21 protein-coding genes are annotated in these 24888 nt (G+C 70.0%); 18 read left to right on the top strand and 3 right to left on the bottom strand.

Features of this window, described 5'->3' with window-relative positions; all coding sequences use genetic code 11:
* Positions 1–12 precede the first annotated feature (12 nt).
* The 6 genes from ACFV7R_RS34420 (at position 13) to ACFV7R_RS34395 (ending at position 8184) form a co-directional block, all read left to right on the top strand.
* On the top strand, positions 13–930 hold the full coding sequence (locus tag ACFV7R_RS34420) for a carbohydrate ABC transporter permease (RefSeq protein ID WP_385270534.1): 918 nt from the start codon (positions 13–15) through the stop codon (positions 928–930).
* A 2-nt stretch (positions 931–932) separates the two neighbouring features.
* Entirely contained in the window at positions 933–1880 is a 948-nt protein-coding gene (locus ACFV7R_RS34415; RefSeq protein WP_385270531.1) for a carbohydrate ABC transporter permease, read from the top strand.
* 56 nt (positions 1881–1936) lie between these two features.
* Positions 1937–3280 (top strand): ABC transporter substrate-binding protein, encoded by a 1344-nt coding sequence (locus ACFV7R_RS34410; protein WP_385270528.1) that lies wholly within the window; start codon positions 1937–1939, stop codon positions 3278–3280.
* Positions 3281–3952: 672 nt separating this feature from the next.
* Complete coding sequence (locus ACFV7R_RS34405; RefSeq protein WP_385270525.1) at positions 3953–5443, top strand: ricin-type beta-trefoil lectin domain protein; 1491 nt, start codon at positions 3953–3955, stop codon at positions 5441–5443.
* A 164-nt stretch (positions 5444–5607) separates the two neighbouring features.
* Positions 5608–7029, top strand: a complete 1422-nt coding sequence (locus ACFV7R_RS34400; protein ID WP_365995134.1) for a GH1 family beta-glucosidase — start codon at positions 5608–5610, stop codon at positions 7027–7029.
* A gap of 237 nt (positions 7030–7266) precedes the next feature.
* Entirely contained in the window at positions 7267–8184 is a 918-nt protein-coding gene (locus ACFV7R_RS34395; protein WP_385270521.1) for an IS5 family transposase, read from the top strand.
* Here the strand turns inward: ACFV7R_RS34395 and ACFV7R_RS34390 are convergent.
* Positions 8141–8674, bottom strand: coding sequence for a hypothetical protein (locus ACFV7R_RS34390; protein ID WP_365995136.1), 534 nt, complete (start codon positions 8672–8674; stop codon positions 8141–8143). The two genes, ACFV7R_RS34395 and ACFV7R_RS34390, sit on opposite strands and share 44 nt — an antisense overlap.
* A gap of 478 nt (positions 8675–9152) precedes the next feature.
* Here ACFV7R_RS34390 and ACFV7R_RS34385 point away from each other — a divergent pair, with 478 nt between their 5' ends.
* The gene (locus tag ACFV7R_RS34385; RefSeq protein ID WP_385270517.1) at positions 9153–9395 is read left to right on the top strand and encodes a hypothetical protein; all 243 of its coding nucleotides are present in this window, start codon (positions 9153–9155) and stop codon (positions 9393–9395) included.
* On the opposite strand, the gene ACFV7R_RS34380 is transcribed toward ACFV7R_RS34385, so the two are convergent.
* Both ACFV7R_RS34380 and ACFV7R_RS34375 read right to left on the bottom strand, forming a co-directional pair.
* Positions 9392–11020: an IS200/IS605 family accessory protein TnpB-related protein gene (locus ACFV7R_RS34380; protein ID WP_385270663.1), complete on the bottom strand. Its 1629-nt coding sequence runs from the start codon at positions 11018–11020 to the stop codon at positions 9392–9394. The genes ACFV7R_RS34385 and ACFV7R_RS34380 overlap by 4 nt on opposite strands.
* Positions 11021–11608: 588 nt before the next feature.
* Positions 11609–11872, bottom strand: coding sequence for a hypothetical protein (locus ACFV7R_RS34375; RefSeq protein WP_385270674.1), 264 nt, complete (start codon positions 11870–11872; stop codon positions 11609–11611).
* Positions 11873–12101: 229 nt separating this feature from the next.
* On the opposite strand from ACFV7R_RS34375, the gene ACFV7R_RS34370 reads away from it, so the two are divergent.
* The 11 genes from ACFV7R_RS34370 to ACFV7R_RS34320 all read left to right on the top strand — a co-directional run bounded on the left by ACFV7R_RS34370 (position 12102) and on the right by ACFV7R_RS34320 (position 24888).
* Entirely contained in the window at positions 12102–13283 is a 1182-nt protein-coding gene (locus tag ACFV7R_RS34370; protein ID WP_385270514.1) for an ROK family protein, read from the top strand.
* Between the two features lie 386 nt (positions 13284–13669).
* Entirely contained in the window at positions 13670–15193 is a 1524-nt protein-coding gene (locus tag ACFV7R_RS34365) for a sugar ABC transporter ATP-binding protein (protein WP_385270511.1), read from the top strand.
* Complete coding sequence (locus ACFV7R_RS34360) at positions 15190–16224, top strand: ABC transporter permease (protein WP_385270508.1); 1035 nt, start codon at positions 15190–15192, stop codon at positions 16222–16224. The genes ACFV7R_RS34365 and ACFV7R_RS34360 overlap by 4 nt, the downstream gene beginning before the upstream one ends.
* Before the next feature lie 102 nt (positions 16225–16326).
* Positions 16327–17376 carry a substrate-binding domain-containing protein gene (locus ACFV7R_RS34355; RefSeq protein ID WP_385270505.1) on the top strand — a complete coding sequence of 350 codons (1050 nt, stop codon included), beginning with the start codon at positions 16327–16329 and terminating at the stop codon, positions 17374–17376.
* Between the two features lie 68 nt (positions 17377–17444).
* Positions 17445–18659, top strand: a complete 1215-nt coding sequence (locus tag ACFV7R_RS34350; RefSeq protein ID WP_385270502.1) for a Gfo/Idh/MocA family protein — start codon at positions 17445–17447, stop codon at positions 18657–18659.
* Between the two features lie 31 nt (positions 18660–18690).
* The gene (locus tag ACFV7R_RS34345) at positions 18691–19698 is read left to right on the top strand and encodes a sugar phosphate isomerase/epimerase family protein (protein WP_385270499.1); all 1008 of its coding nucleotides are present in this window, start codon (positions 18691–18693) and stop codon (positions 19696–19698) included.
* Between the two features lie 457 nt (positions 19699–20155).
* Positions 20156–21307, top strand: a complete 1152-nt coding sequence (locus ACFV7R_RS34340) for an inositol-3-phosphate synthase (protein WP_385270496.1) — start codon at positions 20156–20158, stop codon at positions 21305–21307.
* Positions 21304–22530: an SCO3242 family prenyltransferase gene (locus tag ACFV7R_RS34335; protein ID WP_385270493.1), complete on the top strand. Its 1227-nt coding sequence runs from the start codon at positions 21304–21306 to the stop codon at positions 22528–22530. Before ACFV7R_RS34340 ends, ACFV7R_RS34335 begins: the two co-directional genes overlap by 4 nt.
* Positions 22527–23405: a sugar phosphate isomerase/epimerase family protein gene (locus ACFV7R_RS34330; RefSeq protein ID WP_385270490.1), complete on the top strand. Its 879-nt coding sequence runs from the start codon at positions 22527–22529 to the stop codon at positions 23403–23405. Before ACFV7R_RS34335 ends, ACFV7R_RS34330 begins: the two co-directional genes overlap by 4 nt.
* A complete protein-coding gene (locus ACFV7R_RS34325; RefSeq protein ID WP_385270487.1) occupies positions 23402–24040 on the top strand; it encodes an EboA domain-containing protein in 639 nt (212 codons plus the stop codon). The genes ACFV7R_RS34330 and ACFV7R_RS34325 overlap by 4 nt, the downstream gene beginning before the upstream one ends.
* The gene (locus ACFV7R_RS34320; RefSeq protein ID WP_385270484.1) at positions 24040–24888 is read left to right on the top strand and encodes a TatD family hydrolase; all 849 of its coding nucleotides are present in this window, start codon (positions 24040–24042) and stop codon (positions 24886–24888) included. Before ACFV7R_RS34325 ends, ACFV7R_RS34320 begins: the two co-directional genes overlap by 1 nt.

Below are 24888 nucleotides of genomic sequence, written 5' to 3'. Positions count from 1 at the left end.
AGGAGTGAAGCGGTGGTCGCAGCACCCCAGGCAGGGGTTCCAGGTGCCAGGAGGCCATCGGCCTCGAGACGGCGGTCATGGGTCGGCTGGCGGTTCGTCGGGCCGTTTGTGGCGGTGTTTGCGCTGGTCTTCCTCGCACCGATCGGCTACTCGATCTACCTGAGCCTGTTCCGTACACAGCTGATCGGCGGAACGGCCTTCGTCGGTGCCGACAACTACACCGAGGTGCTGGGGGACGCACAGTTCTGGTCCGCCTTCGGGCGGGTGGCGGTCTTCCTTGCCGTGCAGGTCCCGATCATGTTGCTCCTCGCGCTTCTGCTGGCCCTGGCGATCGACAGCGGCCGCCTGTACGGGGCGGGCTTCTTCCGGATCTCGGTGTTCCTGCCTTACGCGGTGCCGGCCGTCGTCGCAACGCTGATGTGGGGCTTCATGTACGGAACCCGGTTCGGCCTGGTCGGCAACATCAATGAGGCGTTCGGGATCTCGCTTCGTGACCCGCTGTCGCCCGATCTGGTCCTGGCGTCGATCGGCAACATCGTGACCTGGCAGTTCGTGGGCTACAACATGCTGATCCTCTACTCGGCGCTGAAGGTGGTCGATCCGGCGCTGTACGAGGCCGCGGAGATGGACGGGGCCGGGCAGCTGCGGATCATCCGGGCGATCAAGCTCCCGGCGCTGCGCGGGGCTCTGTCGATCGCGACGATCTTCTCGATCATCGGCAGTTTCCAGCTGTTCAACGAGCCGAGCGTCCTCAAGAGCCTGGCGCCGAATGCGATCACGTCCTACTTCACGCCGAACCTCTACGCCTACTCGCTGTCGTTTGCCGGACAGAAGTTCAACTACTCGGCCACGGTCGCCATCGTCATGGGCGTGATCACGATGATCATCGCCTACGCCGTCCAGCTGCGCGGCATGCGAAAGGAATCCTGATCATGGCGACCACGACTCCCCGCGTCGGGCACAAGCCGCGCACCGCACGGCACGCGGGTGCCTCTTCGGGCCCGCTGGTGGTCCGCCCCGCCCGGCGCGCCTCCCGCCGGAAGCGGCGCAGCGCCACGCTGACCGCCCTGACGGTGGTCATGCTGGTGTACACGTTGCTGCCGCTGGCCTGGCTGGCGATCAACGCCACCAAGACGCAGAAGGGGCTGTTCGACTCCTTCGGTCTGTGGCTGGATGGCGACTTCGCCCTGTTCGGCAACATCGCCGACACCTTCAGCTACAACGACGGGATCTTCACCCGCTGGCTGCTCAACACCGTGCTGTATGTGGTGCTCGGGGCGGGCGGCGCTACCTTCCTCGCGACGCTCGCCGGGTACGGGCTGGCCAAGTTCGACTTCCCCGGCAAGAAGGCCGTCTTCGCGACCGTCATCGGAGCGGTCGCGGTGCCCGGTACCGCACTGGCGGTTCCCACCTTCCTGATGTTCTCCGAGATGGGGCTGACCAACACCCCGTGGGCGATCATCATCCCGTCGCTGGTCTCGCCGTTCGGCCTCTACCTGATGTGGACCTTCGCCACCGACGCCGTCCCGAAAGAGATCCTGGAGTCGGCGCGCGTCGATGGCGCCGGCGAGTTCCGCACGTTCTTCCGGATCAGCATGCCGATGCTGGCGCCGGGAATCGTCACCGTTCTTCTCTTCAACGTGGTCGCGACCTGGAACAACTACTTCCTGCCGCTGATCATGCTGAAGGATCCCGACTGGTACCCGCTGACCCTCGGCCTGAACAGCTGGAACGCCCAGGCTTCCACCGTGGGTGGCGAAGCGGTCTTCAATCTCGTGATCACTGGATCACTGCTCACCATCGTCCCGCTGATCGTGGCGTTCCTGCTGCTCCAGCGGTACTGGCAGTCCGGCCTGTCCGCCGGGAGCGTCAAGGGCTGATCTGCGCCCGCCGACTGCAACCCCTCCCAGATACACCGCACGAAAGGGAACACCCCATGACGAGAACCCGTCGTCACGCCCTGCTGCTGGGCGCCGCGGCCCTGTCGGTGGCACTCACCGCCACTGCCTGCAGCTCCTCCGGCACCGAGGACTCGGGCAGCGCCAAGCCTGCGTCCAACGCCGACATCCAGGCCGCCCTGAACGCCGGGGGCGAGATCACGGTCTGGGCCTGGGACCCGACGCTGAAGAAGGTCGTCAGCGATTTCGAGGCCAAGTACCCCAAGGTCAAGGTCAACCTGGTCAATGCCGGTACCAACAACGAGCAGTACACCGCGCTGCAGAACGCGGTCAAGGCTGGATCGGGTGTCCCTGACGTCGCCATGATCGAGTACTACGCCCTGTCGCAGTTCTCGCTCGCCAAGTCCGTCACCGATCTCAGCGCCCTGGGTGCGGACAAGCTCAAGGGCACCTTCTCTCCTGGTCCGTGGAGCGCCGTCCACGCCGGCACCGAGGGTATCTACGCCCTGCCGATGGACTCCGGCCCGATGGCCCTGTTCTACAACAAGGAGGTCTTCGACAAGCACAAGATCAAGGTGCCGGCCACCTGGGAGGAGTACATCGCCGCGGCCAAGAAGCTGCACAAGGCGGACCCCAAGGCGTATCTCACCGCCGACACCGGCGACGCCGGCTTCACCACCAGCATGATCTGGCAGGCCGGCGGAAGGCCGTACACCGTGAACGGCACCCAGGTCGGTGTGAACTTCGACGACGCCGGGACCAAGAAGTTCACCACCGCCTGGCAGCAACTCATCAGCGACAAGCTGCTCGCGCCGGTCCCCGCCTGGAGCGATGCGTGGTACAAGGGCCTCGGCGACGGCACGATCGCCTCCCTCGTCACCGGCGCGTGGATGCCCGCCCCTCTCGCATCGGGCGTCAAGGCCGGCGCCGGGAAGTGGCGTGTGGCGCCCATGCCGCAGTGGAACAGCGGGGAGGACGTCACCGCCGAGAACGGCGGCAGCTCGCTGGCCGTCATGGAGGCCAGCACCAAGAAGAAGCTTGCCTACGCCTTCCTCAAGTACGCCACCGTCGACGAGGGCGCGCAGACCCGTATCGACGCCGGGACGTTCCCCTCCACCACCAAGCAGCTGAACTCCCTGGAGTTCCTGAACAAGAAGGACCCGTACTTCGGCGGCCAGAGGATCAACGAGGTGCTCGCCAAGTCGGCCGACGACGTCCTCGTCGGATGGTCCTACCTGCCTTTCCAGGTCTACGCCAACAGCATCTTCAACGACAACGTCGGCAAGGCCTACGTCAGCGGCACCACCCTGCAGGAGGGCCTGAAGTCCTGGCAGGACGCCTCCATCAAGTACGGCCAGGAACAAGGCTTCACCGTCAAGTAACACGCCCCCGGCCCGTGTCCCGCCCGCCTGTTGGCGGGACAGCAGGACCGTCCAACGGCACTTTGTCGCACCTCCACCCTGAGGGCACGAGGCCGCACGACCGGCCGCCAACGGCCGCCGCTGACGACGACCTCAGCGACCCGCCCCCACCATCGCCCCGCCGGCCACCTGACAGGCCGGCGGGGTCCCACCCCGGGCTCACCGAGCCACACGCGGCCTCCCCCCATGCTCGGAGCCGCCCGTACCCGAAGGAGCAACCCGGATGCACGGACGCTCGCCCAGCATCCTGCCCAGGCCACCGCCCGCGCGGATTCGGGCACCGGTGGTCGCGATCACCGCGGTCGGCCGCGCAGCCGCCAACAGCATCCCGTGCCCGCCGCCCCGAGCAAGGACACTCAGCGGGCGGTGACAAGGCCGTAGCGGGCCCCACCCGCAGTGGCCCCTTCTCCACAACAAAGGCCGTGCCCGCCAGCCCAAAGCGAGCACGTCAACTCAGCCGACCCCACGTTCCCCGGCCGCCCGGCGCCCATCACCACCTCGCGCCGTGCCCTCTCCGGAACACACCCGGGCGCCACCACCGCATCACAATCGCCCACCGCGGCAGATCGCTTCGTGGCGCCCAAGGCGGCAACGACCGCCTGCACAGAGCCGCATGCAGAAAAGGAACACGACATGCCCAACTCCCAACGCACCCGGCCAGGTCCTCACTCAGCCGTACTCCCCCCCGCCCGTACCCGCTTCCTCCGCCGCGCGCTGGCCTGCCTCGCGGCCGCACTGATCGCCGCGCCGATCACCATGCTGTCCACCGCGTCGCCGGCGGCTGCGGAAACCAACCCGACGGACGCCAGCAAGTTCCAGGGCGTGAACTGGGCCCGCCCGCTGGACAACTTCGTCCAGGGCGCCGTCGTCCCGGAGGGGCTGAACAGCTCCGACAGCTACGACGTCGTCAAAGCCAAGGCCAACGCCATCCTCAGCGGATTCCAGAGCACGCTCGGCGCCAACACCGTCCGGCTGCCGATCAACACCCACTCCGTCCCCGGCACGACGTGGGGCGACAAGTACACCGGCGCCATCGACGCCGCAACCGCCAAGGGCTTCAAGGTCATCCTCTCCTACTGGGAGGACGAGGCCGCCTCGGGCGGCAAGATCACCAATATGGCCGCCTTCAACTCGATGTGGGACTCGGTCATCGGTAAGTACGGCTCCAACAGCCTGGTCTACTTCGAGCCGATGAACGAGCCCCACGGCTACAGCGCCACCGACTGGGCGAACGTCGCCGCCAAGTGGATCACCGACCGCCCGTCGGTGCCCAAGGACCGGATCATCGTGAGCGGACCGGGCTACAACGACTACGTCACGACCGTGTGCGCCGACTCCCGCCTCGACGGGACCTACCTCTCACTCCACCACTACGCCTTCACTTCGGGGCCGAAGACCTACGACGAGTGGGTCAGCGACTTCAAGAGCAAAGTCGGCACCTGCGGCACGCGCACCCTCCTGGACGAGTTCGGCGCGCCGATGGACACAGGTCTCAACTACAACGACGCGACGAGCACCGACAACTTCGTGCGGTACCTGCGTGCCGACACCGACAGCGTGCGCTCCCTCGGCATGGGCGCGGTCTACTGGCCGGCCCTCGGTGGTAAGCGCATCGAACGGCCCACCTACGACTGGTACTCCCTGTTCGACCTCAAGGGCAGCGGCACCGACCTGGCGCTGGGCGTTCGCAACATCAGCGGCATCGACCGCCTGAAGTACGCCTGGGGCAGCGACCCCGGCTCGCACACGAGCATCCTGCGCAACGTCGGCAGCAACGGCTGCCTCGACGTGCCCCTCGGCCAAGACAACGTCCAGGTCCAGGTCTGGGCCCAGTGCTGGGGCGGCGACAACCAGAAGTGGACCCGGACGCCCTCCGGGCAGCTCACCGTCTACAGCGGTACGAACCAGAAGTGCCTGGACGCCTGGGGAGCCATCAAGGACGGCACCGTGGTCGGCACCTATAACTGCAACGGCCAAGACAACCAGAAGTGGAGGTTCTACTCCGACGGCACGATCCGTCCGATAGTGAACTCCGATCTCTGCCTGGACAGGGCCCTGGAAACCTCCAAGGTCCAGCTCTGGTCCTGCTGGGGCGGCAACAACCAGAAGTGGCAGACCAGCTGAGAGGCCATCCCCCGCCTGACACACCCACAGGCCGGTCGCGGACGTCAAGAGCCGCGACCGGCCTCATCCCCGGGGCGCTCCCCTCCGGGCCCGAGCAGCGCCCCGGTCCATCCACGGTCCCATCCGTACCCCGAACACCTCCCGACCACGAAGCGAGGAAAGCTGTGCCCCTTGACGACCTGACCGCATTCCACTCCGGCTTTGCCTGGGGAGCGGCCACCTCCGCCTACCAGATCGAAGGCGCGGTCGCCGAGGACGGCCGAGCACCATCCATCTGGGACACCTTCTGCAAGCAGCCCGGCACCATCGCCGGCGGGGACACCGGCGACGTTGCCTGCGACCACTACCGCCGGTGGCCCGACGACGTGGCGTTGATGAAGGCCCTCGGCCTCAACGCCTACCGATTCTCCATCGCCTGGCCCCGCGTCATGCCGGACGGGGACAGCCGCGTGAACCCGGCAGGGCTGGCCTTCTACGACCAACTGGTCGACGCACTGCTGGAAGCGGGCCTTGCTCCTCATGCCACCCTCTACCACTGGGACCTGCCGCAGGCCCTCGAGGACCGCGGCGGCTGGCCCGCCCGCGACACCGCCCTGCGATTCGCCGAATATGCCACCGTCGTGGCCGACAGGCTCGGTGACCGGGTCACCAACTGGGCGACGCTGAACGAGCCGTACTGCTCCGCATGGCTCGGCCACCTCCAGGGGGTCATGGCGCCGGGCCGCACCGACCTGACCGCCGCCGTGCGCGCCTCACACCACCTGTTGCTCGCCCACGGGCTCGGCGTCGAGGCCCTCCGGTCCACCGCCTCACAAGCGCGGGTCGGCATCGTCAACATCCTCACGCAGTCCGAGCCCGCGAGCGACCGGCCCGAGGACATCGCCGCCGCCCGCCGCGACGACGGGCACAACAACCGCTGGTGGCTCGATCCCATCCACGGCCGCGGTTACCCGGCCGACATGGTCGAGGTGTACGGGACCGAACCACCCATCGAGGCCGGGGATCTGCAGAAGATCGCGGCGCCGCTGGACTGGCTCGGCGTCAACTACTACAAGCGGTCAGTCACCGTCGATGATCCGCAGGGGCCCGCACCGTTCGCCCGTTCCGTCACACCGCCGGGCACACCCCGCACCGGGATGGACTGGGAGGTCCATCCGGACCGGCTGGAACACCTGCTCGTCCGGGTCACCGAGGACTACGCGCCGCGATCGGTCCTCGTCACCGAGAACGGCTCCGCTTTCCCCGACCGTGCAGCGCCCGACGGCAGCGTCCACGACGTCGAGCGCATCGCCTTCCTGGAGTCCCACCTGGCAGCCTGCGCGCGGGCTGCCCGCCGCGGCGTCCCGCTCGACGGCTACTTCGCCTGGTCCCTGCTGGACAACTTCGAATGGGCCTACGGCTACTCCCAGCGGTTCGGCATCGTCCACGTCGACTACGAGACCCAGACACGCACCATCAAGGACAGCGGCCACCGCTACGCCGAGATCATCCGCGCACACGGGCACACCACACAACACGCAGCTTCCGTCGCGTTCCCCGCCCCCCGAGAAGAGAACCTCTATTCGGAGGAGCGGCGCATTAACTGAAGACCCTCGTCACCAGGGGACTGTCTGACGCTTACATGTCCCGGGCCGACAGGACGCGGCGAAGCGGTGCATGGATGCCGCCGAGGCCGAGGCTCTTGGTAGCTGTTGTTTTTCGATCTTGAGAGAAGCCCGTCGGGCGGGAGTCCCGATTGGGTGGTCGCGGGATGCTTGGCGCATACGGGTGGGGCCTCCTGAACAGCTTGTTGGTATCGAATCACCGAGCAGCAGGAGGCCCTGATGCAGCAGTCTTCCGTGCCGATGGCCGGGCGGTCCAGCTCGGTCACCTGGGAGTGTGACTGTCTGGCTCACCGGTTCGGAAACGCCGCCGACAACGGGTCCCGGCAGCCGCGTTATCCGACGGACATGACGGACCGGGAGTGGACGGCTGTCCGGCCGTTGCTGCCGGTGCCGGGCTGGTTGCGCGGTCGCGGCGGCCGGCCGGAGGCGTACTGCCACCGGGCCGTACTTGATGCGATCCGCTACCTGGTGGACAACGGCATCAAGTGGCGGGCGATGCCTGCTGACTTCCCGCCGTGGGACCGGGTGTACGCATTCTTCCGCCGCTGGCGCGACCACGGTCTGGTCAGGGAGTTCCACGACCGGCTGCGCGCCAGGGCCCGCCTGATGGTGGGCCGCGACGCGGAGCCGAGCGCAGGCGTGATCGATTCGCAGTCGGTCAAGGCGGACGCGGTGGTCGGGGCGGACAGTCGGGGCTTCGACGGCGGCAAGCTGGTCAACGGCCGCAAACGGCACGTCGTGGTCGACACGCTCGGTCTGCTGCTGGGGGTGATGGTCACCGCCGCGGACACCGGCGACCGCACCGCCGCCCGCGTGCTGCTGAAACAGGTAGGCGATGCCCACCACCGCCTCGCCCTCGTCTGGGCCGACGGCGGCTACACCGGCAGCCTCGTCGAGCACTGCCTGGCCGCGTTCGCGCTGGACCTGGCGATCGTCAAGCGCAGCGACGACATGCGCGGCTTCGTGGTGCTGCCCAAACGGTGGATCGTCGAGCGGTTCTTCGCCCACCTGATGCGCACCCGACGCCTGGCACGCGACTTCGAACGCCGCACCACCAGCGCCGAAGCAATGATCTACTGGTCGATGACCCTGCTCATGACCCGCCGCCTGGCCCGGACACGCCCGCAGCCAGCATGAACCGGCCCGGTGCGGGCTCGGCCAGCCAGCCGCGGGCCACCAGGCGTTTCGCCTTCGACCGCAATGCCTCCAAACGCGCTGGCACCACGTCCATACCGAACACCGCAGCCATCTCCTGGCAGGTCAGCGGCCCTTGACGGAGCCGGGACCGGTCCGCGAGCGCCTGCAGGATGCGCTGGTAGTCCGCCGACAGCACCGACGAGGCCAGCCCCTCACGCCACACGGGCACCTGCGACTTCGGCTTCGCCGCATCGGGCGTCGGCTGAGCATCCGCATCCCGCGGATCCGGGATGACCTCCGTCCCGGCGGTGTCGCCGCGGTCCGGAGCCAGCACCATATCGACCCGCCTGCGGGCGATCGCCCACTCCTGCCATTCCAGCTCGGCCACGGCCAACTCGGCCTGGATCCGGTCGGCCTCCTCCCGCAGCCCGTCGACCCGACGGCGAGCGGCGAGCTCGTGCTGTTCCAGCAGTCCAACGACCGACGGCATTCGCGACCTCCCGGCAAGCGACGACCCGACAGGCCACGACTCCCACCGAATCACCGACCCTATGCCCGACCAGCGGAAACGCGGCGATCACGTCCGGAAAAACAACAGCTTCTTAGGGTCGGTTCAAGGCGGTGTTCGACCGCCGCTGACGAGCAGCCGGCCTGACGCAGTGTCAGGCTGTGCGGGGAGCGCCCTGCGCCACCAGGAAGTTTTCGGTGTCGTCGGAGTCAGGTTCTTCGGTGTCGTTGCAGCGAGGCAGGTTCCTGGCCAACACGCGCTGCGCCACGTCACGATCATGGCCGCGACTGCGAGACCTCAGAGGACGTTGGCGGCAAACGCCCGCCAGCCCGCTCACCGCGATCCACACCGACCTCACCGAGCCCGAAGCACGCGCGGCCATCGCGTCCGCCGTGCGTCTCAACACGGCCGCCCTTGGGCGCGCACCAGCTGTGTCGGCAGGGGAGCCGCGTGCTTCGACATGGACGGGGAGAGCATCACGCGTCGGCTCCTGACCAAGGCCTTTGACCAGCCAAGCGGACTGCTCGGCTGTCTCGGCAGCCACCTCATGGCCTGCGGCAATGCAGCCACCGAACGCCATGCCGTCGCCCTTGCCGCCCCCGCCGAACAGGACGTCGTCCTCGTCATCGGCCCTGGGCCCGGTATCGGCCTCACAGCCGCCGCCGGGCGCTCGGCCCATGTCATCGGCATCGACCGTTCCTAGTCAGTGAGCAGGAGTGAGTCTTGGACCCATGCCTGGTCACTGCGGGCATCCCGAACGGTGTTGGATGTCCTGGTCGCCCGCGTTCGCTCCGCGTCCGGCGACACGGATCGTGTCCGTGGTCCGGGAATGCGGGGGCGGGGTCCCTCACGCCCGAGGGCACGCCGGTCGGCCTGGACGGTCCGATGCCCGTGCACATCGCTCTGGTGTGCACGGGGCGGTGTCGTCCGTCGCCGGATCGGGTGCCCCTGGGCGCGTCGTCCGATCGCCACGGCGGCAGCGTCGTGGCGAGTGGTTCTACGGGTGTTGCTGGTGAGGGGCTTGTGCCAGTGCTCGGCGCCCCAGCGGCTGGTGTAGGCGGGGTCGACCGCGATGATGGCGATGCCGCTGTGGTCGGCCATGGAGGTCAGGCGGGCACGGAGGCGGCCGGTGGGCATGCCGGAGATGAGCTGCCGGAACCGTTTTCGGCGGCCGTGCTTCTCGCGGGTCTTCTCCGCGGTGAAGTCGAGGTCTTCGACGGCGATCGCCTTGACAGCGCAGGCCTTGGCCCAGTGCAGCAGCCCGGTGAGGGCGTGGCGGACCTGGGCGTCACGGTGTCCGGCCGGTCCGGACAGGTCGAAGAAGAAGCGGCGGGGGTTGCCGATCGGGTTGCCGTGGACATCGAGGCGCCAGGCGGCCAGGTGATCGGCGTTCGTATCGACGCCGATCACACCATGTGCGAGGGCGGCGGCCAAGGGGACGGTCCGGGATACCGGGATCTGCCAGGAGGCGGTCATATACCAGCGGCCACGGGCCACATCCAGGTGGATGCGGTAGGCGACCGCCCGGTTGGCCTCCACCCGGTCCGCCCACTCCTGCCCCCGGTACGCAAAGCCGACCCGGCAGGCGAGGACGTACCGGCCGTGCGGTGCGTTGGCCAACTCCTTCAGCGGGGTCGGGAGCTTGATGCTCACCTCACCGTCCGGGCTGATGCGGATGGTCTCGTTGCCGTACCGTTTCCCGCTCTCGCCGTCGGCCTGCACGAACCAGCGCTCGGCCTCCCACCGACGGCGCCACTGGTCCTCGGTGAGCTGCGCGGCGGACAGGTGGTGGCGGGTGCGGGCAAGCCGCTTGCCGCCCCGCACGATGTGCACGATCCCGGCCTCACGGTCGGCGCGCTCCCGCTCCAGCCGCTCTTCCAGGACATGCAGACGGCGGCTCTTGGCATGCCACTCCCGCTTGCTGCGGTAACCGCCCAGCGCGGTCTTCGAGCCCTTTTCCCCGATCGGCAGGGACAGCCGGTGCCGGATGGTTCGGGCACCCGCCTGCAGGGACTGGATGCGGGCGAGCTGGCAACGGCGTGCCAGGGCCCACTGGTCATGGCTGGCCTTGGTGATCGCTCCCGCCCACCGCGAGGACGAGGCGGGCGTCAACTCCCGCTTGCGCACCGCCCACGCCTCAGCGTCGTGCCCCAGACCATCCCTGCAGCGTGCCTTCAGATCCCGGGAGGCCAGCGTTCCAAGATGCGCGCCCACCCGCCGCAGCACCTCCTCGTCGGCAGGCGCGAGCTGCTTGAGCCGGGTACGGATCGCGACGCCGGAGGGCCCGGGCGCGACAAACGACGCCGCAAGCTCCCGCAGCCCGCCCACCCTCACACCCCCATCCCCATCCAGCCCGCCAAGACCCGGTCACCACCCCCAACGAGCGCCACCCGGAAAGGTCACCCATTCGACAGGCGAACTCCCCTTCTCCTCCCGCAAGAGCAGCACCCAGCCCCCGGTCAGGAGCGTCAGCGCTCACTCATCCACGCCAGAACACACTCCTACTCACTCACACCCCAGCAGTTCCCAACCCCTCCGACGCCATGCTCGCCATGGCCCGCCGCCGCTGCGCACCCCTGATCGCCGGGGGGTGCGACAGTCTCTTGTGGACGGGTGGAGGCAGTGCACCTCCCGGGACCGGGCGGGATGAGGCCCGAGGGCGGCCGCATGAGCGCCGGTCCGTGCTGTCGGTGCCGCCGCACCCGGACCGCTGGATGCCACCGCGCCGGACCCGTGCTCCGACAGCGGGCCAGAGAGGGGGCCCGGCCCCGTCCCACCAGCCCCGACTGCCCTGCTGGCCCAAGGCCTTACGCGTCATCCGTTCATGGCTCACCCCGGCCACCATCCTGAACCGCTGGTGGCGAGCCTGGACGGACAAGGACCCGCCCGCCGAACTCCAGGCCCTGATCGACGCAGTCACCACCGGACACGGCATTGATCTCTACTGCCGGGTTTGACGAACTGCCGGTAACCGCCGAGTGCCGACATGGGTCGTGCCGGCTGCAGGAACGTCGGATCGTCCAGGCCCGAACCCGCCTTCTTGCCCCACATGGCCAGGTGCCCGATGCGGGCGCAGGGCCCCGCGAGCTGCCGCAGGCCGAGTCCGGGGCCGGCGAGCAGGGTGCTCAACGGCACGGCGGGGGTGCCCGGCGCGGGTGGGGTGGGGCTGGTCGGCGGCATGAGCGGCTTTTCGGGTTGACGGTGCACCACGGGCGGGGGGGCTTCGGGTGGTCACCTCCCAGACTTTGTCCTGTGTGTGGAAAAAGATGCATCAGAGTCGTGCGTAAGTTCTTCCCGGTCTGGAAAATCGCTGCTACGTTCCTCCTCGAAAGCCTGACGACTCAGCCAGTGGAGACAGGCGTTTGGGTCCCCAGCCGTAGGCGAGGGGAGGGGAGGGTTCGTGAGACGGATGACTGCTCGACCTGAGAACGCGCATCAGGCGCGGCTGCTTCGTCTACTGCGTGACAACGGGTCCAACTCCCGTGCTCAGCTGGGTGATCTGATGGACCTGTCCCGTTCGAAGCTGGCTGTCGAGGTGGACCGGCTGCTGGAGACGGGGCTGGTTGTCGCGGACGGGCTCGCCCCTTCGCGGGGCGGCCGGCGTTCGCACAACATCCGGCTCGCGCCGACGCTGCGTTTCCTCGGTGTCGACATCGGTGCCACGTCGATCGATGTCGCCGTAACGAATGCGGAGTTGGAGGTCCTGGGGCATCTGAATCATCCGATGGATGTCCGGGAGGGGCCGGTGGCGGTCTTCGAGCAGGTGCTGTCGATGGCTGCCAAGCTGAGGGCCTCCGGTGTCGCGGAAGGCTTCGACGGCGCCGGGATCGGGGTCCCGGGACCGGTCCGCTTTCCGGAGGGAGTGCCGGTCGCGCCTCCGATCATGCCGGGCTGGGACGGCTTCCCGGTGCGGGAGGCGCTCAGTCAGGAACTGGGCTGTCCGGTCATGGTCGACAACGACGTGAACCTGATGGCGGTGGGGGAGCAGCACGCGGGCGTGGCCCGTTCCGCGGGGGACTTCCTGTGTATCAAGATCGGGACCGGCATCGGCTGCGGGATCGTGGTCGGCGGCGAGGTCTACCGGGGGACGACGGGCAGCGCCGGCGACATCGGTCATATCCAGGTGGAACCGGGAGGCCGTGCGTGTGCGTGTGGCAACCGGGGTTGTCTGGAGGCGCATTTCAGCGGTGCCGCGTTGGCCCGTGACGCGGAGGAGGCCGCGCGCGCGGGCCGGTCGGTGGAGTTTGCGGCCCGGCTGGAGACGGCCGGGCATCTGACGGCCGCGGATGTGTCGGCGGCTGCGGCGGCGGGGGACGCGGTGGCTTTGGAGCTGATCCGGGAGGGCGGGACGCGTCTGGGAAAGGTCATCGCCGGTCTCGTCAGTTTCTTCAACCCGGGGCTGGTCGTGATCGGCGGTGGGGTGACCGGGCTCGGGCACACGCTGCTGGCCAGTGTTCGGACCCAGGTGTACCGGCAGTCGTTGCCGCTGGCCACGGGCAACCTGCCCATCGTGCTGGGGGAGTTGGGAGCGGCCGCCGGAGCCATCGGCGCGGCCCGGCTCATCAGCGACCACGTCTTCTCACCGGCCTGACCGCTGCCGGGCCCCGCCGGACACGGACCACCACCGACCACGGCATCACCGCAACACCATCGCGCCACGGCAACCCCATGGCGCCACGGCAACCCGTAGCGTCACGGCAACCCCATGGGCGCCATCGCACCACCCATAGAGCCGCCACACCACCCAAACCACCGCCGTACCACGGCACCACGCCTCGGTGACCGGCTCCCACCACCGCACTGTTCGCCAGGCCGTCAGGCCTGCCCTGCCTGCTCAGCCCGTACGCCGCCCTGCCTTGCCCAACCCCTACGCCCCGGCGCACACGATGCCAGGGGCGCCCCAGAGCCGCCCATGTACCCGAACCGCCCTGTCCAGCCCTGCCCGCTCACGGCCAGCACCCGCCCGAGGGGATTCCCATGGCACCACAACCACCCCTGCTCACCATGTCCGGTATCACCAAGTCGTTCCCGGGCGTCCGCGCCCTGGACGGTGTGGACCTTGAAGTCCAGGCCGGCGAAGTCCACTGCCTCCTCGGCCAGAACGGCGCCGGCAAGTCAACTCTGATCAAAGTACTCGCCGGAGCTCACCAGCCCGACGGCGGTGAGATCACCTGGCGGGGCGAGCCTGTGACCTTGGGGTCGCCGATCGCCGCCATGCGTCTGGGCATCGCCACCATCTATCAGGAACTCGATCTGATCGAGGGGCTGTCCGTCGCGGAGAACGTCTTCCTCGGGCACGAACCCACGTCCGCCGGGTTCGTCGTACGCGGCTCCGCCGCCCGTACGGCGACCGCGGAGTTGCTGAAACGTCTCGGGCACTCGGAGATCGATCCCTCGCGGCTCGTCGGCGACCTGTCCGCGGCGCAGCAGCAGATCGTCTCGATGGCCCGCGCGCTGTCCCATGAGGTTCGGCTGATCGTGATGGACGAGCCGTCTGCGGCGCTCGACCCCGACGAGGTCGACAACCTCTTCAGGATCGTGGGCGATCTGACGGCCGACGGTGTCGCCGTCGTCTACATCTCCCACCGTCTTGAGGAGATCCGCCGCATCGGCGACCGGGTCACCGTCCTGAAGGACGGACGGGCCGTCGCCGGCGGTCTGCCTGCCAAGACGACTCCGACCCATGAGGTCGTGGCTTTGATGACGGGCCGGAACGTCGAGTACGTCTTCCCCGAGCGTCCCCGGGCGGGGTTCGCCGCGGGGCGGGAACCGGTGCTGACGGTCGAAGGGCTGACCCGGCGCGGCGAGTTCGCGCCCGTCGATCTGGAGCTGCGGCCCGGTGAGATCGTCGGTCTGGCCGGGCTCGTCGGTTCCGGACGCAGCGAGATCCTGGAGACGATCTACGGGGCTCGCAGGGCCGACGGCGGCCGTGTCCTCATCGACGGCACCCCCTTGCGCCCCGGCAGTGTCCGCGCCGCCGTCCGCGCCGGCATCGGTCTCGCGCCCGAGGAACGCAAGGCGCAGGGCCTGCTGATGCTGGAGTCCGTCAGCAGCAACGTCTCGGTCGCCACCCTGTCCCGGTTCTCCCGCGCGGGCTGGCTCGACCGGCGTGCCGAGCGCGCCGCGGCGCACCAGGCGGTTCGGGAGCTGTCCTTGCGGCCCGACAATCCCGATGCCGCGATCCGGACGCTGTCCGGCGGCAACCAGCAGAAGGCGGTGCTCGCACGCTGGCTGTTGCGCGGCTGCAAAGTGCTGCTGCTGGACGAGCCGACCCGGGGTGTCGACATCGGTGCCCGGGCGGAGCTTTACGCAGTGATTCGCCGGCTGGCCGACGAGGGCCTGGCCGTACTTCTCGTGTCCAGTGAGGTGCCCGAAGTCCTGGGCCTCGCCGACCGGGTGCTGGTGCTGCGTGAAGGCAGCGTCGTGCACACGGCGGACGCCCGGGAGCTCGACGAGCACCGTGTACTCGATCTTGTGATGGAAGGGAGCCCGACGTCATGACGCAGCCGGCCACTGCGGCGCAGAAGGAAGCGCCGACGTCCGCCGCCAAGTCCGCGGACAACAAGGAGAGTTCGCGCCGACCGCTCGGTCTGCGGTGGGACGTGCGCAGTCTGTCGCTGCTCGGCGTCCTCGCCGTACTCGTCGTGGTCGGTGGGATCACCGCGCCGGACGAGTTCCTGGCGACGAGCAATCTGCAACTCGTCCTCACCCAGGCGTCCGTGATCGGTGTCGTCACCGTCGGCATGACGTTCGTCATCACCAGCGGCGGGATCGACCTGTCGGTCGGCGCGATCGTGGCGCTCGCCTCGGTGTGGGCGACGACCGTGGCCACGCAGGAGTTCGGCTTCGCGGGCATCCTCTTCACCGCCGTGACCGTCGGTGTGGGCTGCGGTCTCGTGAACGGCATGCTGGTCGCCTACGGCAGGATGGTGCCGTTCATCGCGACGCTGGCCATGCTTGCCTCCGCCCGGGGTCTGGCGTTGCAGATCACGGACGGCACCACCCAGGTCGTGACCGTCGAATCGGTGCTCGATCTCGGTGTCAAGGACGCCTACATCCTCGGCATCCCGCCCCTGGTCCTGGTCTTCGCCGCGGTCACCGTCATCGGCTGGCTGGTGCTCAACCGCACCACCTTCGGCCGCCGCACCGTCGCCGTCGGCGGCAATGCGGAAGCCGCGCGCCTCGCCGGCATCGACGTCCGCCGCCAGCGCCTGTACCTGTACCTGTTGTCCGGCCTGTGCTGCGGTATCGCCGCGTTCATGCTGATCGTGCTCGCCGGCTCGGGTCAGAACACCAACGGCAACCTCTACGAGCTGGACGCCATCGCCGCGGCGATCATCGGCGGCACCCTGCTCAGCGGCGGTCGCGGCACCATCGTCGGCTCCGTCCTCGGCGTCCTGATCTTCACCACGATCACCAACATCTTCGCGCTGAACAACCTCGAGACCGCTGTCCAGCAGATCGCGAAGGGCGCCATCATCGTCGCTGCCGTCCTGGTCCAGCGCCGCTCACTGCGCGGCGGCGACGCCTGACGCCGTGCAGCACACCGCCGGACGGCGGGCCCTGACCGCGCCGTCCGGCACCCCCACCCGCTCCATCTGACGCACACCGCCCAGTCGAAGGGTCGATCCGCCATGGCAAGAATCCCCGCCACCAGCCGCAGAGCACTGCTGTTCGGCGCCGCAGCCGTTTCCTCCGGCGCGCTGCTGACGGCCTGCACCAGCAACGAGCCCACGAACCAGGAAGCGGCCACGGACAACGCCGCCCCGGTCGCGGACGACAAGCCGGGCAAGCCCGTCACCATCGGCTTCGCCGGCCCGCAGGCCGACCACGGCTGGCTCAACGCCATCAACGACAACGCCAAGTCGCGTGCGGAGAGGTACTCCGACGTCACGCTGGAGATCACCGAGGGTTCCAACGACACCGCCCAGCAGATCGGCCAGATCGAGACCCTCATCAACAAGAAGGTCGACGTGCTGGTGGTGCTGCCCGCCGACGGCAAGGCGCTCACCCAGGTCGGGCTCAAGGCGATGCGCGCGGGCATCCCGGTCGTCAACCTCGACCGGATCTTCAACACCCCGCAGGCGTACCGCTGCTGGATCGGCGGCGACAACTACGGCATGGGCCTCAACGCCGGCCACTACATCGGCGAGCAGCTCAAGGACAAGCCGAACGCCCGCGTCGTCGAACTCGCAGGGCTCGACAACCTGGAGCTGACCCAGCAGCGCACCCAGGGCTTCGACGACGCCCTGAAGAACTACCCCAACATCAAGAAGGTGGCCCGTCAGGCGGCCGACTTCACCGTCGAGTCCGGCCAGGCCAAGATGGCGCAACTGCTCCAGGCGCAGTCGAAGTTCGACGCCCTGTGGAACCACGACGACGACCAGGGCGTGGGCGCGCTGCGCGCCATCGAGCAGGCCGGCCGCGACGACTTCCTGATGGTCGGCGGAGCGGGTGCCAAGTCCGCGATGGACGCCATCAAGGCCGGCAACAGCGTGCTCAAGGCGACCGTCCTGTACCCGCCGACGATGGCCGCCTCCGCCATCGATCTCGCCCGGGCGCTCGGCCAGGGCAAGGGTGTCGGCGGCCTCGCCGAGTTCGAGATCCCGTCCTCGCTGACCCTCTACTCGGCCGTGGTCACCAAGGACAACGTCGACCAGTACCTGCCGACCGGCTTCATCTGACCGGTCCGGGCCTCGTGCCCCACGAACACAGCGATGAGTCAGTGACACTCCGACGAGGAGGAATCCGTATGGAACAGAGGGACGGTCGGACCGCACGGCCGGCACTCGGCGTGGGCATGGTCGGCTACGCGTTCATGGGCGCCGCGCACTCACAAGGATGGCGCACCGTGGGGCACGTGTTCGACCTGCCGCTGCGACCGGTCCTGGCCGCGATCGCCGGCCGCGACGCGCACGCCGTGCGGGCGGCGGCCGACAAGCACGGCTGGGCCGCGGCGGAGACCGACTGGCGCGCCCTCGTGGCCCGCGACGACGTGCAGCTCGTCGACATCTGCACACCGGGCGACAGCCATGCGGAGATCGCGATCGCGGCCCTGGAGGCGGGCAAGCACGTGCTGTGCGAGAAGCCCCTGGCCAACTCGGTCGCCGAGGCGGAGGCCATGGTCACGGCCGCCGAAGCGGCCCGCGCGCGCGGGCAGCTGGCCATGGTGGGCTTCAACTACCGGCGCGTGCCCGCCCTCACCTACGCACGCCGGCTCATCGCGGACGGCAGGCTCGGCACGCTGCGCCACGTACGGGTCAGCTACCTCCAGGACTGGCTGGTCGACCCCGACTTCCCGCTGACGTGGCGGCTGCAGCGGGAGCACGCGGGGTCGGGGGCGCTCGGCGACCTCGGCGCCCACATCGTCGACCTCGCCCAGTACCTGACGGGTGACGTACTGGTCGGGGTCTCCGCCCAGATGGAGACGTTCGTGAAGGAACGCCCCCGCATCGACGGTGCCTCCGCCGGTCTGACCGCTTCCGGCGGCACCCGGCGTGGGCCGGTCACGGTCGACGACGCGGCCGTGTTCACCGGCCGGCTCTCCTCGGGGGCGCTCGCCACGTTCGAGGCGAGCCGGATGGCGTCCGGGCGGAAGAACGCCCTGCGGCTGGAGGTCAACGGCGAGTTCGGTTCGCTCGCCTTCGACCTCGAGCGGCTCAACGAGCTGTCCTTCCACGACCACCGGGAACCCGCAGCCACGGCCGGGTTCCGCAGGATCGTCGTCACCGAGGCCGAGCACCCGTACCTGGAGGGCTGGTGGCCGCCGGGCCACGCGCTCGGCTACGAGCACACCTTCGCCCACCAGGCCCGCGACCTGGTCGAGGCCATCGCGTCCGGCACCGACCCGATGCCGTCGTTCGCCGACGGCCTGCAGGTGCAGCGGGTGCTCGCCGCGGTGGAGGAGAGCGCGCAGAAGAACGCCGTCTACACCCCTGTCCAGGCCGTCGAGGCCGAAGTCCGGTAGAGATCCGGCAGAAACCCCGATCGGAGGCGCCATGCCACGCCCGTTCACCCTGTTCACCGGTCAGTGGGCCGATCTGCCATTGGAGGAGGTCTGCCGGCTGGCCCGCGACTTCGGCTACGACGGCCTCGAACTCGCCTGCTGGGGCGATCACTTCGAGGTCGACAAGGCCCTGGCCGACCCGTCCTACCTGGCCGGCCGGCACGCCCTGCTGGAGAAGTACGGCCTCCGCTGCTGGGCGATCTCCAACCATCTCGTCGGCCAGGCCGTCTGCGACAACCCCATCGACGAACGGCACCAGGGCATCCTGCCCGCCCGCATCTGGGGCGACGGGGAGCCGGAGGGCGTACGCCGGCGGGCCGCTGCCGAGATCAAGGACACGGCGCGTGCCGCGGCCGCCTTCGGCGTCGACACGGTCGTCGGTTTCACCGGATCGTCGATCTGGCATCTGGTGGCGATGTTCCCGCCGGTACCGGAACGGATGATCGAGCGCGGCTACGAGGACTTCGCGGAACGCTGGAACCCGATCCTGGACGTGTTCGACGCCGAGGGCGTCCGTTTCGCCCACGAGGTCCATCCCAGCGAGATCGCCTACGACTACTGGACCACCCGACGCGCCCTGGAGGCGGTGGACAACCGGCCGGCCTTCGGGCTCAACTTCGACCCCAGCCACTTCGTCTGGCAGGACCTGGACCCGGTCGGCTTCCTCTACGACTTCCGGGACCGGATCTACCACGTCGACTGCAAGGAGGCCCGCAAGCGTCTGGACGGGCGCAACGGGCGGCTCGGCTCCCATCTGCCCTGGGGCGACCCGCGGCGCGGCTGGGACTTCGTCTCCGCCGGGCACGGCGACGTCCCCTGGGAGGACGTGTTCCGGATGCTGCGTTCGATCGGTTACGACGGTCCGATCTCCGTGGAGTGGGAGGACGCCGGCATGGACCGCCTCATGGGTGCGCCGCAAGCACTCGCCGATCTGAAGCGGTTCGACTTCGACCCGCCCTCGGCGTCCTTCGACGCCGCCTTCGCGGGCGGCGACAACTAGGGCACCGGCCAGGTCAAGGCCCGGTGGCGGGAGAGCTGCCGGGCCGGTCCGGGGTGCCCGGACACGCCTTTGTCCTCGATCTGGAAAAAGTTCGACTTCCTTGTTGCGCAAGGTCTTTCCGTCGAGGACGAACCGGGCTACGGTCCCCTCTCGTGCACAGGAGCTACAGGTGGCTTCGCGAGTGACAGCGCATCACAGCTCACCTTCCCTCGTTCGACCGGCCTACGGAGGACATCCGTGCACAGCACAGAGCCAAGGCCACCCAAGGACCCCGCACTTCTCACCGGCGGCCTTCCCGCCGCCGACTCGCTCGCCGTAACCGCGCCGACCAGGGGGTTGCTCTCCTAGGCCGCGGCCAGAGCCCGCTCCACATGCCGGCGGTGGGCGGGGAGGCTTTGAGCCCCCGCCCACCGCCCTCCACCCACATCGGAACATCGCCATGGCAGGGAGGCAGCCCGTGAACAACGACGGGAACGCATCGCAGCCCCGGACCGGCGGGCGGACCGCACGCACCGGTGTCTGGTTCGTCGGAGCCCGCGGATCGGTGGCCACCACCGCCGTCGCCGGATGCGCGGCGGTCACCGCCGGACTGCATCCGCCGACCGGCATGGTCACCGAGACACCACCGTTCCACGGCACCGGCCTGCCGCCCCTGGACTCACTCGTCTTCGGCGGCCACGACACCGCCGACTGCCCGCTGCCCAAGCGGGCCGAACACCTCACCGGCGCGGGCGTCCTGCCGCACGGCCTCGCCTCCGCCGTGCGCGCCGAACTTCAGGCCGCGGACGAGGAGATACGGCCCGGCGGCCCGCTGCCTGGTGACACGTGCAGCGACGAGGAACTCATCACCCACTTCGCCGCCGACCTCACCTCGTTCCGCGTGCGCAACGCACTGGCGCGGGTGGTCGTCGTCAACGTCTCCTCCACGGAGCCACTGCCCGCGCCCGACGCCGTACGGCTGCCGCCCAGCTCCCTCTACGCGGCCGCCGCCCTGCGAGCCGGCTGCCCCTACGTCAACTTCACGCCGTCCACCGGGCTGCGCACCCCGGTCCTCACGGACGCCGCCGCGGCCAGTGGACTTCCCCACGCGGGCCGTGACGGCAAGACCGGCCAGACGCTGCTGCGGGCCGTGCTCGCCCCGATGTTCGTCCAGCGCGCCCTGTCCGTGCGGGCCTGGTCCGGCACCAACCTGCTGGGCGGCGGCGACGGGGCGGCGCTGGCCGACCCGGGGGCGGCCGCGGCGAAGAACGCCGGCAAGGAGCGCGTCCTGGCCGAAACCCTCGGGCACACCCCGGAGGGCGAGGTGCACATCGACGACGTGCCGGCGCTCGGCGACTGGAAGACCGCCTGGGACCACATCGCCTTCGAGGGCTTCCTCGGCTCGCGGATGATCCTCCAGACCATCTGGCAGGGCTGCGACTCGGCCCTGGCCGCACCGCTCGTGCTGGACCTGGCCCGCCTGGTCGCCCGCGCCCACGAGGCGGGCCTGTCCGGCCCGCTCCCGGAACTGGGCTTCTACTTCAAGGACCCCGACGCAGGCCCGTCGGGCCTCTCGGAGCAGTTCACCGCGCTGCTGGCGTTCGCCGACCGCCTGCGGGAGGGGAATTGATCCGCTCCCTTCTGTCCCGTCTCGCCCCATCCGCACCGGTGCCTGCCCCGAAGCCCACCCGACCCGGGAACGGTCAGGGCCCCGTGGGCGCCGCACCGGAGCGCGGGCGACGCGCGCGGCTGCGGGACTGGGCCGAACTGCTGCGTGTCTCCGCCCTGTTCACCGTGCCCGGTGACGCCCTCGCCGGCGCCGCGGCCACCGGGCTGCGGCCCAACCGGGGCACGGCGTACGCCGTGGGCGCCTCGCTCTGCCTCTACGAGGCGGGCATGGCGCTCAACGACTGGGCCGACCGCGACGAGGACGCCGTCGACCGCCCACAGCGTCCCGTCCCCTCCGGTCGTATCTCCCCGACGGCGGCGCTGGGTGCGGCCGGACTCCTGACCGCGGCGGGCCTGACGTGCGCCGCCCGCGCCGGCCGCCCCGCACTCGCGGTGGCGACGGCCCTGACCGCCACAGTCTGGGCGTACGACCTCCGGTTGAAGCACACCCCCGCGGCCCCGGCGGCGATGGCCGCGGCCCGCGCCCTGGACCTCCTGCTCGGCGCCACGGCAACCATGTCGGCGCCCACCAGGACCCGGTCCGGCCGAGGAGCCGTCGGCACGGCACCGTCCGCGCGCGCTCATGGCCCGCTGCCCCACCGGGGCGGCGCCACAGCGCCGTCCGGTCCGGACGTGACTGCTCCCGCTGCCGGCCCGGCGCTCTCCGCCCCGGACGCCCGCACGCTGCGGGGCGAGGCCGGCACCGGGGACCCAATGTCCCGTCAGGGGCGCGGCTACGGCAAGGCATGGGGTGGGCCACCTCCCGCCCCGCCCGGTGCCGCCCTGCGCGTCGCGGCCCCCGCCGCCGCGCTGGCCGCCCACACCTACGCCGTCACCGCCGTCTCGCGCCACGAGGCGCACGGCGGTTCGACGCTCACCCCCCTCGCCGCGCTCGGCGCGACAACCGCGCTCGGCCTGCTGTTGGCACGGACACGCGGGACGGCAGGGCTCGTCCCGGCGTTGCCGGCCGCCGTGTACGTCCGTACCGCCGCCGTCCCCTGCCTGCACGCCGCCCTCAACCCGTCCCCGCCCCTCACGCAGCGCGCCGTCGGCGGCGGGATCCGCGCCATGATCCCGCTCCAGGCCGCGCTCGTCGCCCGGTCCGGAGCGGGTGCCACCGGGCTCGCCCTGCTGGGGCTCGTCCCCCTGGCCCGCACGCTCGCACGGAAGGTGAGCCCCACATGAGCGACCGGCAGCCACTCCGCCTCGGCTACGGCACCAACGGCCTCACCGACCTCCGTCTCGACGACGCCCTCGGCCTGCTCGCGGACCTGGGCTACGACGGCGTCGGGCTCACGCTCGACCACATGCACCTCGACCCGCTCGCCCCCGATCTCGCCGCCCGTACCGCCCACGTCGCCCGCCGGCTCGGCGAACTCGGTCTCACCGCGACCGTCGAGACGGGCGCCCGTTACGTGCTCGACCCATACCGCAAGCACGGTCCGTCGCTGCTGGAGGCGGACCCTGAGGGCCGTGCCGCCCGCACCCGGCTGCTGATCACAGCGGTCAGGGTCGCGGCGGACCTCGGGGCGCACGCCGTGCACTGCTTCAGCGGCATCACCCCGCCCGGCACCGACGACGACACCGCGTGGCAGCGCCTGGAGGAAGCGCTCGTGCCCGTGCTCGACGCCGCAGCCGCCGTCGGCGTGCCGATCGCGATCGAACCCGAGCCGGGACACCTCCTCGCCACCCTCGCCGACTTCCATCACCTGCGCACCTTGCTCGGCAGTCCTTCTCCTCTCGGCCTGACCCTCGACATCGGCCACTGCCAGTGCCTGGAGCCGGCCCCGCCCGCCGAGTGCGTCCGTGCGGCCGCGCCCTGGCTGCGGCATGTGCAGATCGAGGACATGCGCCGCGGGGTGCACGAGCATCTGCCGTTCGGCGACGGCGAGATCGACTTCCCGCCCGTGCTGGACGCCCTCGCCGCCACCGGCTACCAGGGCCTCACCGTCGTCGAGCTGCCCCGCCACTCCCACGCCGGGCCTGAACTGGCCCGATCCTCCATCGAGTTCCTCCGGACCACGGCAGCCGCCGCCACGAAGGGAGCGCCGGCACCATGACGCAACCACCTCCCTGGACCCGCGGGGACATCGACGCGGCGCTGCCCGACGACACCACGCGCGCCTGGTTCGACGAGGCGCTGGCCGACGCCGCGTACGCGGCCGAAGCACCCCAGGCGGCTCCCTCCCCGTACATCGCCCACACCTGGGAGCTGCGGTTCGCCGCCGCCGGGCGGCACTGCGGCCACCACAACGCGGACGCCGTCCGTACGCTCCTGCTGGTCGAGGCCCGGGCGGGACTCGAGACCCTGACCCGGCTCTACCAGCACGGCAGTGCTGCCGAACGCCGCGCCGTACTCCGGGCGCTGCCGGCTCTGATCGAAGGGCCGCACGTCGTGCACCTCGTCGAGGACGCCCTGCGCTCCAACGACACCAGCCTTGTCGCCGCAGCCGTCGGCCCCTACGCCGCCGCCCACCTCGACCCGCACGCCTGGCGCCACGCCGTCCTGAAGTGCCTGTTCACCGGCGTCCCGCTCGACGCGGTCGCGAGCTTGGCGCAGCGGGCGGCCGGCGACGGCGAACTGGCCCGCATGCTCACCGACTACGCCGCCGAGCGGACCTCCGCCGGCCGCGACGTCCCCCACGATCTCGGTCGCGTGCTGACCCTGACGGGCGACAAGCCCAAGGAGCTTTGATGCGCATCTTCGACCCCCACATCCACATGACGTCCCGCACCACCGACGACTACGAGGCGATGTACGCCGCCGGTGTGCGCGCCGTCGTCGAGCCGTCCTTCTGGCTCGGCCAGCCCCGCACCTCCCCGGCCAGTTTTTTCGACTACTTCGACGCCCTGCTCGGCTGGGAACCCTTCCGCGCCGCCCAGTACGGCATCGCCCACCACTGCACCATCGCCCTCAACCCCAAAGAGGCCAACGACCCCCGCTGTACGCCGGTCCTGGACGCCCTGCCCCGCTACCTCGTCAAGGACGGCGTCGTCGCCGTCGGCGAGATCGGCTACGACGCCATGACGCCGGCCGAGGACACCGCGCTGGCCGCCCAGCTCCAGCTCGCCGCCGACCACGGTCTGCCCGCCCTCGTCCACACGCCCCACCGCGACAAGCTCGCCGGGCTGCACCGCACCGTCGACGTCGTCCGCGAGTCGGAACTGCCCATGGAGCGCGTGCTGCTCGACCACCTCAACGAGACGACCGTCGAGCACGCCAGGGACAGCGGCTGCTGGCTCGGCTTCTCCGTCTACCCGGACACCAAGATGGACGAGGACCGCATGATCACGATCCTGAGGACGTACGGAACGGAGAAGGTCCTCGTCAACTCGGCCGCCGACTGGGGAAAGAGCGACCCGCTGAAGACCCGCAAGGTCGCCGACGCCATGCTCGAGGCAGGCTTCGGCGAGGACGACGTCGACCAGGTGCTGTGGCGCAACCCGGTCGCCTTCTACGGACTCAGCGGCCGTCTCCGGCTCGACGTCCCGAAGCCGGAGAGCCTGCACGAGGGCAACTCCATCCTGCGCGGCGGGGAGTGA

This window comes from Streptomyces sp. NPDC059866 (assembly GCF_042731325.1).
GTDB classification, from domain to species: Bacteria; Actinomycetota; Actinomycetes; order Streptomycetales; family Streptomycetaceae; genus Streptomyces; species Streptomyces flavusporus.
This window is presented reverse-complemented; position numbering and strand designations above follow the sequence as displayed.